Genomic DNA, 12,800 nt, shown 5'->3' with positions numbered 1-12,800 from the left:
GTCTGTGACACAAATCGCAACTTCATTTGCCCCTCGCCCCGCTCAGGCTACTCGTGAACAGGATGTCCGTGGGACGCGATTCTCTTTGCGGGACGCAGCCTCCTGCCACCGTTTAGTTGCAGTCCTCCCATCCATGCCTCTCCGCCCCCTCACCCGCTTCGCCCTGCTCTGCGCGGCACTCCCCGCAGTTGCCCGCGCCCAGGCACTCGAGGAGCTGCCCCCTGTGGAGGTTGTTTCCTCCCGCTACCCCGCGGATTCCATTGCTCAAAGTGCATTCGGCGTCACGTCCCTCACCCGGCAGGAAGTGCAGGACCTGCCCCAGAGCACGCTGGATGAGGTGCTGAAGACGGCTGTGCCGGGATTTAGTCTTTTCCGGCGGACCAGCAGCGAGGCGGCCAATCCCACCACACAGGGTCCGAGTCTGCGAAATCTGGGGCCTAACGGAGCAGGCCGCACACTGGTCTTGCTGGACGGTGTGCCGCAGAATGATCCCTTCGGTGGGTGGGTTTACTGGAACCGCCTCCCTCCTGCTTTGCTGGGCACGGTGCAGGTGGAGCAAGGCGGCGGAGCCGGCCTTTTCGGCAACAACGCCCTGGGAGGCACACTCTACCTCACCCGTCATCAGCCGGAGCATGTGGCAATCAATCTGCAGACAGGCGACAGACAGACCCATGAGGCCACCTTGCTCTCCCAAGTGGAGGCAGACCGGTTCCGCATCACCACCACCCTGCATGAGCAGTCCACAGACGGCTACCCTGTGGTGCAGGCGGGTCAGCGGGGGCCGGTGGACATCCACGCAGATTCGCGCTCCTTCCTCGCCGAGTCGGGCATCGCCACCACCCTGGCCTCCGGAACGGAGGTGACGCTACGGGGTGCCTGGTTCGAGGAAAACCGCAGCAACGGCACCTCCTTCACAGGAAACCGATCCAAGGCCCTGGACCTCAGCCTCGGATTGCGGGGACCAGCCGGTGAATTCCGGTGGGAGGGCCTTCTCTACTATCAGGACCGCGAGTTCGCCAGCACCTTCAGCTCTGTGAATGCGGAGCGCACGGCAGAGACTCCAGCACTGGACCAGTACAAGGTCCCCGCGCAGTCCCTCGGCTACAGCCTCACCGCCACCTGGGCAGGCGGCATCCCCCTGCCTGTCACAGAGGAGGGCTCACGGCTGATCATCGGGATGGACGGGCGCTGGATCGAGGGTGAAACGCGTGAACGCTTCCGCTTTGACACGGGTCGTTTCCTGAACCACCGCGCAGCCGGCGGTGAGCAGTGGCTGCAGGGCTTCTTTGCCGAGCAGACATGGCAGCTCCCTGACGACTGGGCGGTCACCCTCGGAGGGCGTGCGGATTACTGGCGGCTCTCTTCCGGGCATCGCACGGAAAGCGTCATCGCCACCGGGATACCACTTCTGGATGTGGACTTCCCGGATCGTGAGGGTGTCGTGGCCAACGGCCGTGTGGGCCTGGCCCACACGGTGACTGAGGGACTCATCCTGAGGGGTTCCGCCTACACCGGCTTCCGTATCCCTACTTTGAATGAGCTCTACCGCCCCTTCCGAGTGCGCAATGACATCACCGTGGGCAATGCCGGACTGGAACCTGAGCGTCTCACGGGCGTAGAGGCGGGCGTGACATGGGACCCCGACAAGGCCTGGCACCTGGGAGCTACAATCTTCTGGAACGAACTGCATGATGCCGTGGCCAACGTCACCGTCTTGGAAGGCCCCGGCACTGCCGCGGACGGCACGGTGGTGCCGGATGGCGGGGTGTACCGCCAGCGGCAAAATGTGTCCTCCGTAATCTCCACCGGCGTGGAAATGCAGGCTAGCTGGAAGCCGACTTCCTGGCTGGAGATCCATGCAGGATACCAGTACACCGCTACTGAGGTGAAGGCACGATCCGCCGGTTTGGACGGCCGAGAGCTCGCCCAAGCCCCACCCCACGTCCTCACCAGCGGTATCACCTGGCGTCCTGTGGAAGGCTGGCAGGCACTCCTCCAGGCCCGATATGGCAGTGAGCAGTTCGAGGACGATCTCAATACGCTGGTGCTGGACTCCTACCTCATGTGGGATGCCTCCGTCAGCTTCCAGATCAGCCCCCAACTGCGCGTGTCCGTGGTGATGGAAAACGTCTTTGATGAAAAGTTGGTAACCGGCCGCTCCGGGGACGGCTTGGTGAGTGTTGGGGCTCCCCGCTGGGCCGGGGTGAGAGTTTCATGGGCTTTTTGAAGCCACCCGGCCGCCTCTCCAAGTACGATTCACCCGCGAAAGCCCTTCGCCGCCCCCCCCCGCACCATGCCCGCACTTTCCCCATCATCTTCCGAGACTTTCACATTTGATGACGACGGACTCATCCCCAACAGTCCACTGCCCCTCCTGCTTTACCGGGATGTCGTGCGGCTGGCAGCCAATGCCGGGCAGGATCTGGCGAAAGTGTTTGAAGAGCAGTTCGCAATCAATCAGTGGTCTGGTTCGTGGAGAAACGGCGTGTACCCCTACCATCACTATCACAGCAACACGCATGAGGTGCTGGGCGTGTACCGTGGCTCCGCCACCCTAAAACTCGGCGGCTCCACCGGCCACGAAACTCTAGTGCAGGCCGGAGACGTCATCATCATCCCTGCCGGTGTGGGTCACATGTGCATTGAGCACAGTCACGACTTCAGCGTGGTGGGCGCGTATCCGAATGGCATGAAGTGCGACATCCTCACGGGAGAACTTTGCCAGCGACCTCAAGCTCTGGAAAGGGTGAAGCAAGTGCCAGTGCCTGACTTTGATCCCGTACTGGGGAAGGAGGGTGGTTTAAGGAAATGGTGGCCTGCGGACTAGCGGCGGGCTTCCGCCTGCCCATTACGCACCACCGATACTTTATTTACCCACTGCACATCACCCATTTGACACCCCGGTTTGCAGGGAGACCGACTCGGTTGCCTTCAGCCGGAGGAATGTCCTCGGGACGTGGCAATGCTTCAAGGCCGTGAGGCGCGGCAGAATCCAAGGCCCAAGTCAGCTACACCCCCAACATGGCGGGTGCAATGCAAACTGGCCCGCTCCACCTCAATCCAAGATCCGAGGTGCCCCCGCAGGCAGCTGCAGTTCATTCGTGTTAAGATTCTGTGGCGCCGGGGCAGAGGGGGCCACCGGCTTGGCTTTTCTGCCAATATGAGCCAGCAGGATCCGACGGACTTCGGCAATCGCTTGCGGGTTTTGATTCGACCAGTGCCCGCTGGGGACGATCAGCTCGCTTTGGGCACCATCGATGTGGCTGCTCCAATAAGGCACCAGGCCGTCTGTGCTCACTGGCTTTGTTTTGTCCAAGTTGCCTCCCTTTCCACGATCGGCAATAATGGAGTGATACGGGATACCTGGTGTCGGAGGGATGTTGTTGATCGTCGTCAGGAAACGGTTGTCAGGATCCAGCGCATCCAGGCTGTTGGGCATCGCCAGGATGGGTTCACCGGTCTTGGCCGGCTTGGCAGAAGTCACTGCCTTCATGGTGTCATCCATATCCCCTAGAATCGCTGTGCTGCTTCCAATGATTTTCTTGCCCAGCCTGCCCAAAAAGCCCACCGCCACATCACTCCCGCCCAAAGATGCGGAAGCAAAGATGACTCTGGAGATGTCGCTCCGGTGGTTGAAGATCAAGGTTCCCTCCAGAATCTGCCGGGCCTGGGGCGAGACATTGAGCTGATCTGGCGGCACATCAAAATAGGCGTTCCACAGCTTCATGCCGCTATCTGTGATCAATTCACGAGCAATCATGCCACCCATGCTGTGCCCAATGGCGACAAACTTCTTGTGTCCCGGGTAACGGGCCGCCATGTCATCCAGTTCCTTGCGAAGATCCGCAGCCATGAGCGGGTACGGGAATCCGGTAGGATACGTATAAAACCAGAACTGGTAATGCTGGCGGATGACCGGGTCGCCACGCAAGGTCTCAATCATGGGTGCCCAAGTGGCCTGGGAGTCCCCCAGGCCATGGATGCACAGGATCGGGATCTTGTGTGCCTCGTAGGGTTGCAGTCTGGCAAGACGGCTTGTCCCCGCGTACTGATCGGGTTTGAACATTCGTTCCAGTTCCGTCCGCCGGGGTTTGAGCTCTGCGAGAGCAAGACCGAGGGGGGCGGTGAAGTCGGCAGCCAGCGGGAAACTGTGTCCGGAAAGCTGCACGTTCTCCACCTGTAGCGGGTCATAGGACACCGCCGTGCAGCGCTGCCCGTCGAACCTGATCAGCACGGTGAGACCGTAGTACACGTTCTGCCCCATGATGAAGCGGTCCTTCTTCGTGAAATCCAACCCGGGCTTGCTCGAAGCCACCATGGGTGCCCCGATCCCCTGCTTCACCGTACGCTGCTTCACGAGACTGCCACTGAATTCAAACCTGTCCGCCGGTAGAATGCGGAAGAGGGAGGGATCGTGCGTTGGATCACCATCTGACTTTACGACAAAGGTCCACTGCCCGTCTTTTCCAGGGCATTTGAGCGGCATCTTCCAGGGCTCCAGCCCCGATTCATGAAGGACCTCAAAGATGCGGCCAATGGCGAAATTATAGTCGCGCCGGGCCTGATCGTTTTTTGGATTGCGACGCAGCTTGTCAGAAGCCAGTGAAGCGGCATTCAGAAGCCGGCCAATCTGTAGTTCAGGATCCTTTCGCGGATCTCCCAGTGCTTTCTTGAGTACCGCACCGGAGAGGCTCTCCGCCTTGGCTTTGGGGCGCTTCACGCGTACGGACGAGTACCCTGAGCACCCGGTCACACACACAGTGACAATCCAAAGTACAGCAGCACAGAATGTGGACGGCAGGCGCATGATCGCCCGCCTGTAAATGCCAAATGGGGCGTCCGTCAAGCGGACCTTGTCATCCCACCCCCGCTAAGCAGGCAATGTCACAGATTTTTTTCCGTACACCTCAACATCGTACACATGGCCGGAGCCCACCAGGCGGGTCAGTTCAAAATTGGCAGCCGCCATCAGATCGGTTAGATTCTCCCGGTCCCTATAGTCGAAACGTCGGCCAAACAACTCGAGGAGTTGGGTCGCGGCATTACGCCGGTACGTATTCACCACCAGACTGCCCTGATGAGCCACCATCTCATCCAGACGCTGCACGAGATCAATGGCAGAGGCCGCCTCCGGTTGCACCGTCAGATTCAGGTGGTGTTCCGTGGTGGTGTAGGTGTGACCGTGAAAGTACTCGAGGATGCCGATGGCCGTGACCACATCGTACGGCTCCAGTCCGGCACCAGCGCTTTTTTCGAAGAGATCCTCCGGTTTGGCCAGGATGCTGCCGCCGCGCTCCTGAACAGCCTGTCGCCCTTTGGTAGTCTGGAGCTTGTCCATGAGCCGATTCGCCTTCTCGATGTTGACAGCATCACGGTCAGTGATCGAGACCGCAAGACGACCAGGGTCAAAACCATCACGGATGAGCCGGTCATACACAAGAATCAGGCTCAGCCCAGTGCCAGCGGCCACGGCCTTGAGCCGCACACTCTTGCCCGCATCCAACAAGGCTCGGGCGGATTCGTAAGTTGCCAACGTCTCCCAAACCATACGCAGACGGACATCCTTCCCCTGGACGGAGTCGAGGAAGATCCGGTCCCATGTGCCAGCATTTTGCCGAATCTCGGGCGAGATCATCATGTACTGGCTGTTCATTGGATCGCCCCCTTCCACGAGGCATTGGGTTGACTTGTCAGTGGTGCCCATGAGGGCGGCCGCATACGGGTGACCCGAACGGTCCAGAATGACGTTTCGGTAAACCGTCGCCCCCTCCTGACCGTCCCCATCCGGCAGCACAGATCGGGTGGTCCATTTCAACAGCCGGTACGAAATGCGGGCAAGCAACTGCTTCGCACGATTCGCAGGTTCCAGCCCGGTTCCGCCAAAAATGGCCTCGCTCAAGCTCGCCACGATTGCCCGCGACACATCCTCCTGGCCGGTTGCATACAACACGGCGACAGCCTCCATCGGTTTCAAATTCTTCATGCGAGTGACGCTTTAGACAGCCAGTGGACCAAGATGCTCATCGCGCATAAGCAAATGCTGCACCGATCCTTGTGAAAAAATAAATTGGGCCATCGCCGACGGCGGGCGGGTCCACTCGCGATAAAATCGCGTTGCTAGCTCTGGATCGCCACAGCAGGAGACAGTCGGGAACTGCGCCACGCGGGATAGAGGCCGCTGATCAACCCGACCACCACGGCAATGATGACAGAGGTGATCAGAAGACGTGGACTCAGGTCCGGCTCCAGAAGCCCTTTGATAGCCGGCGTAGTCTCCATGATCATCAGGCCGGCAGCACCGAGCATGACCCCCAGAATCCCGCCCAGGAGACCCAGCAAGGCAGACTCACAAAGGACCATGAGCATGACTCTCTGCCTCCGCCAGCCCACTGCCAGCAGAATGCCGATCTCGTGGGTGCGCTCGAACACAGTCATGAGCATGGTGTTCATGACACCCAAAATACCGACGGCGATGGCAAGGATGGACGTGCTCCAGCTCATGGCCCGCGCCACGCGGAAGCCCTGGCTCGTGCCCACCACTTCGCTGGCCTTCACTGCACGCCCCTCGGGGAAGATCTTTTTAATCTCCGCAGCCGTCTCAGTCACTGCATCCTTGTCCGATCCCGGCTTGAGCCGAATGTCGATGAAGTTCACTTTGCCCTCATTGAGGGTGACCTTCTGCATGACAGGCAGGGAGAGGATGATCGCACCATTTTCCACCACGGAGCCACCATCAACAATGCCCACCACGTTCAGTTCGTCGCTGTCCAGCTGAACGGTGTCCCCCACTTTCTTCTTCAGCACTTCTGCGGCGAGCCTTCCCAGCACCACCGCCGGCTCATGTTCGTCCTTGATCATCCGTCCTTCCACCACCTTGAGCTGGTGCCACGTGAAGCCCCCCCATTTGCGGCCAGACACCATGATCATGGGCGCGTCTTCCACACTGATGAGCTGCATGAGCAACGAGGTCGTCTCTTTGATTTTTGGAAGCTGGGCGATCTTGGTCTCAACACTCGCATCGAAGGTCTTGGGCATGATCCCGCCCGTCATGTTGCTGACGATCATGTCAATGCCAATGACGTCGAGCTGCTTGCCGATGCTTTTCTCATAGCCCCAAGCCATGCCCACCAGCGCCACCACCGCGGCGATGCCGATGGAGATACCAGCCAGCGTAAGCCCCGTCCGCACAGGACGGCGCATCAATCCGCGAGTTACAATGGTGAAGAAGGTCATGGGTGATTGGCAAGGGACGACGTTGATGACACAGCCTCGGAAACAACCCGACCGTCCTTCATACGAATAGTACGGGAGGCCAGTCCGGCGATGCCCAGATCATGCGTGACAAGCACCAGCGTCACCTTGCGATCACGGTGCAGTTTCAGCAGCAGCTCCAGGATTTGGTCGGCATTGGCACTGTCCAGGTTTCCTGTGGGCTCATCTGCCAACACCACCGAGGGGCCGTTGGCCAGCCCACGGGCAATGGCGACGCGCTGACGCTCCCCACCCGACAACTCAGACGGAAAGTGGGTAAGCCTGTGCCCCAGGCCGACGGATTCCAACAGTTCCACCGCGCGAGCTTTGCGCTGGGCTCTGGTCAGCCCTCCTTCGAACATGGGGATTTGCACATTCTCCAGCACTGTGAAGGTCGGCAGGAGATGGAACGCTTGAAAGACAAAGCCGATATCATGGGAGCGATAGTGGGCAGGGTCTGGCATCTCTGGGATGGAGCGGCCGCGGAATTTCAGTGTGCCGTCAGACGGCAACGCCAGAGATCCCAGCATTTGCAAGAGCGTGCTCTTGCCACAACCACTCGGCCCTGTGACGGCGACAAATTCCCCTTCCCTCACATCCAAGTCCACGCCCCGCAGTGCGGCAACCTTGCCGCCGTCGAACTCTTTTTTTAATCCCCTTGCCTCGTACACTGATGGTGTGGATGCCGACGGCGCGTTTTCAGCCATGCCGGAGGCTACACGGGGAGCATCAGATGGTCCAGACGATTGTTGTTCATTCATGATACCCTTCTTGACGCACTGTGTACCCCGAGATGGACTATTCCCCCCCTTTGGGGCCGTTCAAGTTCTTAAGCCCTTCCGGGCTGAAATCCGCGTCGGTGTAGGACACGCCGCGTTTGATGCGGGAACCGTCCATTTCCGTCGCCGTGGCGTGGCCCGGGCGGCGGATCACCAGCATCGCCAGCACGTTACGCCCATCCACGTTGGCCACATCGGAAGTGTCGATGCGGCGCACCAGTTGGTTGCCAGCACCGTATTTTTCCACACGCAGCGGGACCATCCGCTTCGTGTCGATCCAGGACTTCACAAGCACATAGCTGGAACGGGCACCCTTGGGCCTGGATTCAAGGATCTGGCAGCTCACATTGCCGATGTTCTCACTGCCGGCCAAGGTCTGGTCCTTCCAGGCAAAGAAGTTGTCGGAAACATCTTCAACCGAAAGATCGCTCCCAAACAGGGAATCCTTGAACTTGCTGGCGTCAAAGGACTGAACCTTGTCCGGAGGAGTAAAAGTCGCCCCACTGCCGCTGCTGTTGATGAGCACTGCCTCGCCTTTTCTATCCTTGGGGAAAAGCACCTGATAAAGTACATCTGTCTGACCAGCACTCCGGCGTGACTTGATCTGCAGTTGCAGGGTGGTCTTGGGATCAGAAGGATTGGCCGGAGAGCTGACGATCATCTTCACGCGGATGAACGTATTGCCATCCTGCTGTAGCTCACTCAGCTTGGATGCCAGCTCAGCCGCCCCAGGGGCCTCGGCAGCCATCGCAGCAGTCGATAACATGAAGCCACCAGCCATGGCGGCAATAAAGGGTACCAGTTTCATAGAAAGTCAGCGATGAAGGTTAACGCAAGATTGTTGACACGTCGTTGCAGATACAAAACAGGCAGCGAACCCCCTAATCATTGCGAGGGAATTCGCTGCCTGAAAGGAAAAGTTTTGAAGGAAACGTAACTTGAAACCTGATCGGATAAAAATGCCAGGGGGTACGAGTTTTTTTGAATCTGGACAAGATGGGAGGGAGACCTGAGGTGTTTCATGCTCTCCGGTCACTTGCCCCCATCTGACACCCTCGAAGCTATTTTATCCAAACAGATTTTCAGTCATCCTTGAGGTCTTCAAGGCGTTCTTTGGCTTCCTCACGAGCCTCCTTGCGGCGCTCGCGGGCTTCCTCGCGCTGTTCCTTCAGTTCTTCGCGCTCGTCCTTGGTCAGCGGGCGGGAGGGAGTTGTTACCGTCCGGGTCACCACCACGCGGTTGGCGACCATGCGATCCCCTTCTTGCACGTAATGGACCGTCACCGGCACACCCGTCGCGATCTTCTCCACGGCCACAGGGGCTCCGGTTTCATCCACATACACCGTGGAACTGGAGGTGGCGTATGTCAGCGGACCCGAAGTTGAGCGCAGCACGATGGTCTGGCCAGGGCTGAATTCTGAGATCGTGCCTGCACCCGAGGTCGTCGTCGTGGTGCGAGTCGTCTGGGTGGCCACAGGTCCGCCAGTGGTCGTAACCGTTTTTTTCACGATCACACGTGAGGCCACCATGCGATCGCCCTCGCGAATGTAGTTCACGGTGATGGGCGCGCCAGAGGTGATGTGAGCTGCTTCCACGGGCTGCCCCGCTTCATCCACAAACATTGTTTGTTTGGTGACGGTATAGCTGGTCGGTGAGCCAGACTCTTGGTTTACGACCAGCGTTTGCCCGGGTGAATAGGTCGTGATGGTGCCGGAGCCGGTCGAGGAAGTCTCCGTAACGGTAACCTGGGCGGAGACCACGGTACACATGGAGATGAATGCCGCAGCGAACAGGCTGGCGGCAAATGTTTTGGCAGTAGGATTCATGATGGGTTTCTTGGGTAAAGTTCAGATGTTCTTCATATCGCTTGGACCGGCCAAACCTCCGTGGAGGGCCGCCGGTCTTCCCAAGGGATCGGGCGGCACCCAGCCTGCGGTTGGAACAGATCAAACCAAGACTGCCAAGTGCCCTGAGGGAGAGGAGCATGAGATGCGACAAAGGGTAAGCGGGCATCGACAGCCGAACTCCATTGAGCTACCCCCTCCGGCGAAGTCCGGTTGTGCCAACCGGCAGCGACAGAGGACGAATACAGTGCGTGGGGCGTATAACCGTGATGACGTCCGCAACGTCAGGAGTGGCGCGTGGCAATCCGGGCGCTTGCTCTACAACGTCTGAGGTGGAGCAATGTAATCCGAAGATCCAGCTCGTCAGTCGTGCCACCTACGTCCTCCAATTCCAAGAACCCACTGGCTCGCCAGTCGGGCCCTGAAAATGTCAAAAATCACGGGGCACTGCCCTGGAGGACGACCGCTCCAATTGGACCAGACAGGGAACCAAACGCCCCAGGCAAAGGATGAGCTTGCACGAGGTGCGCAGGCCGCTTTTCCTTCCGCCGCCTCCCGCTTACCTCACCCTATTTCTGCGTTGCCGCCACCTTGCGCCACTGCGCCCCGACCTGCGGATCCTTCAAGCAGACCAGGAGGTGCAAAAAGGCATGCCAGTAGCTGGGAAACGGAGGATGCTCATCTTCATGCACGGGCATGAGGTCCGCACGGTGCAGCGGCAACTCAGCATGTGGAATGCCCGCCCGCTGGTGATGCACCCCATGAAAGGGTTCATGAAGCAACGAAAACGACACAATCTTCCCCATCACGGAATCCGCCACAATGCTGCGGGTGGCACTGCGGATCGTCGAACCCGTCAGGCCAACATGCTCAATGTACTTGCGCCAGGCCTGGAGGTTCCCGGCAATAAACCCCGGCACGAAGTACAGGCCGAGGAAATACTTCCACACGCCGAAGTAGGCCACCAGGCAGACGGTCACTGTCCAGAACCCCACGATAAAAATCAGTTCGTTCCAGATGCGACGGCGCACCTTCTTGTTGCGGATGGGTGAATTCTTCCGGAGGAAGGTTCGCAGAAAGACCAGGGGGGTGACATACAGTCCACAAGAAAGCTCCGCCACAGCGGCCAACACGCGGAACCAGCGGGGCACTTTGGGATCCACAAACGGCCAAAATTCCTCGTCCCGCTCTGAAGACAAGTGCGCATGGTGAGTCTGGTGCGCCGCCCGATAGAGGCTGAAGCTGGTGTTGCTCAGCAGGCCGATGAGCACACCGTCCACTTCATTGAGGAAACGGCTCTTGCGCAACATGCCGTGGGACGCCTCATGAAAACCAATGAGGTTCCCATGCATGAGATGGCTCGCCGTGAGCATCAGGGGGATGGCGACCCAGTAGTTGTTGTAGTACAGCGCGAAAAAGATGCCCGCGAGATTGATGGCCAACAGCAAGGTCAACAATGGAAACGCCGCACGACTCACCCAATGAGGTTCATGCGGATCCTCAAGTGGGTTGATGACCGGGGCGGGGACTTGAACTGGAGCGGTGTTCATGGCGGTCGAAGGGGGAGGTCCGTCAAGACATGAGCGCAGCGCTGGTCTGGCTGGGTGCCTGACAAGCCCGCGTCAGCACAAGTTGATACAGGTCGTTCAGCTTTTCAATCTCAGCATGGTCAAAGAGGGATTCCCGGGACAACCAGACCAATTCCAGCACATTTCCATCCTGCGTCACTTCGCAGGCGAGATCAAATCGGGCGGTACCCGTGGAGCGCATGCGCAGCTTCATCGAGATGCCGGGCAATCCCACTTCGGGCACGGGGTGGTTCTGCAGGGCAAAGCGGACATCGAAAATCGGATTGTGGCCCGGAGAGGGTGCCTCCCCCACCGCCTTCGCCAACTCGGCAAAAGGCATCGCGTTGGCAAAGGCATCCATGGTGGACTCGTGCACCACCTTTAATGTCTCTGAGAAAGGACGATCCCGAACGACCACCCCCCGCACTGGCACCACTCCGGACACATAACCCATCGTCTCCTTCATAGAAGCATGGGTGCGATTGGCCACAGGTGAGCCAACTGTGATGTCCTCACCTCCTGTGAACTGGCAGAGAGTGGTCTGAAACGCCGCAAGCAGTGTGCTGTACAACGTGGCGTGATTTTTTTTCGCCAAGTCCTGAATAGCCTGTGTCAAGGGGGCGGGAATTTCCGTCACCCAGCGCCTCAGCGCATGACGTTCACCCGGTTTTCGCACGGGAGAACTCCACAAACGCGGCGCATCTTTTAGCAAAGGACGCCAGTAGGTGGCCCTGTTCTCAAGCTCAGGTTGGGGCCACATCGCCCGCTCCGCCGCACTCCAGGCAGAGTACGACATGGGCACAGGTGGCAAAGGCCCTTTTGATCCCTTCATCAGCCCCAGACAGGAGGCCCACAGGTCCTGCACAAACACCCCCAGGCTCCATCCGTCCGCAATGGTATGATGGGCGGCAAAGACCAGCACCGTGTCGTCAGCAGAACGGGACAACATTTCAATCCGGTAAAGCGGTCCGTGCATGAGATCAAACGGCTCGCCGAAGATCTCTTGCACCGCTTCTTCCAGCGCCTCAGGACGCTGTTGGGCTTCCGGGAGGTCACGGAACTTGATGTTCGCGTCCCCAGTCGCACGCACCATCTGAAACGGCTGCCCCTTCCCGGGAAGGAAGGACAGCCGGAGCGCCTCCTGCCGGTCCACCACCCGCTGCACCACCTGCCGCGTCATTTCAGGGGGGATTTTGCCCCGCATGAAAATCAGACTGCAGATGTGGTTGGCAGGGTCCGAAACCGGCACCGGCGTCGTCTCCCACAACTCCCTCTGGGAGAGGGAGAGTGGGTGGAGCTTGATTTCCCCGTTGGCGAGGAGCTGTTTGAGCCGGGCGCGCTTGTCGTCAGACATGTCC

10 protein-coding genes are annotated in these 12,800 nt (G+C 59.2%); 2 read left to right on the top strand and 8 right to left on the bottom strand.

The annotated features are described in order from the left end of the window. Window positions 1–133: 133 nt before the first annotated feature. A complete protein-coding gene (locus tag VSP_RS13590; protein ID WP_009961248.1) occupies window positions 134–2,227 on the top strand; it encodes a TonB-dependent receptor plug domain-containing protein in 2,094 nt (697 codons plus the stop codon). A gap of 66 nt (window positions 2,228–2,293) precedes the next feature. Then, window positions 2,294–2,827, top strand: coding sequence for a cupin domain-containing protein (locus VSP_RS13585; protein WP_009961246.1), 534 nt, complete (start codon window positions 2,294–2,296; stop codon window positions 2,825–2,827). Window positions 2,828–3,055: 228 nt separating this feature from the next. Here VSP_RS13585 and VSP_RS35310 read toward each other — a convergent pair whose 3' ends face one another. The 8 genes from VSP_RS35310 to VSP_RS35305 form a co-directional block, all read right to left on the bottom strand. Beyond that, complete coding sequence (locus VSP_RS35310) at window positions 3,056–4,720, bottom strand: esterase/lipase family protein (RefSeq protein ID WP_009961244.1); 1,665 nt, start codon at window positions 4,718–4,720, stop codon at window positions 3,056–3,058. 150 nt (window positions 4,721–4,870) lie between these two features. After that, entirely contained in the window at window positions 4,871–5,983 is a 1,113-nt protein-coding gene (locus VSP_RS13575) for a hypothetical protein (protein WP_009961243.1), read from the bottom strand. Between the two features lie 134 nt (window positions 5,984–6,117). Then, window positions 6,118–7,233: an ABC transporter permease gene (locus VSP_RS13570; RefSeq protein ID WP_009961242.1), complete on the bottom strand. Its 1,116-nt coding sequence runs from the start codon at window positions 7,231–7,233 to the stop codon at window positions 6,118–6,120. Further along, window positions 7,230–7,958, bottom strand: coding sequence for an ABC transporter ATP-binding protein (locus VSP_RS13565; protein ID WP_009961241.1), 729 nt, complete (start codon window positions 7,956–7,958; stop codon window positions 7,230–7,232). The genes VSP_RS13570 and VSP_RS13565 overlap by 4 nt, the downstream gene beginning before the upstream one ends. Window positions 7,959–8,049: 91 nt before the next feature. After that, the gene (locus VSP_RS13560) at window positions 8,050–8,838 is read right to left on the bottom strand and encodes an outer membrane lipoprotein-sorting protein (protein WP_009961240.1); all 789 of its coding nucleotides are present in this window, start codon (window positions 8,836–8,838) and stop codon (window positions 8,050–8,052) included. 274 nt (window positions 8,839–9,112) lie between these two features. Further along, window positions 9,113–9,856, bottom strand: coding sequence for a hypothetical protein (locus VSP_RS13555; protein ID WP_009961239.1), 744 nt, complete (start codon window positions 9,854–9,856; stop codon window positions 9,113–9,115). Window positions 9,857–10,443: 587 nt separating this feature from the next. Beyond that, the gene (locus tag VSP_RS13545; RefSeq protein WP_009961238.1) at window positions 10,444–11,424 is read right to left on the bottom strand and encodes a fatty acid desaturase family protein; all 981 of its coding nucleotides are present in this window, start codon (window positions 11,422–11,424) and stop codon (window positions 10,444–10,446) included. Between the two features lie 22 nt (window positions 11,425–11,446). Next, window positions 11,447–12,796, bottom strand: a complete 1,350-nt coding sequence (locus tag VSP_RS35305; protein ID WP_009961237.1) for a condensation domain-containing protein — start codon at window positions 12,794–12,796, stop codon at window positions 11,447–11,449. Window positions 12,797–12,800 lie beyond the last annotated feature (4 nt).

Origin of the sequence: Verrucomicrobium spinosum DSM 4136 = JCM 18804, from assembly GCF_000172155.1 — a bacterium.
Lineage (GTDB): Bacteria > Verrucomicrobiota > Verrucomicrobiia > Verrucomicrobiales > Verrucomicrobiaceae > Verrucomicrobium > Verrucomicrobium spinosum.
Note: the sequence above shows the minus strand (reverse complement) of the source record. Positions and strands in the feature narration are given on the sequence as shown.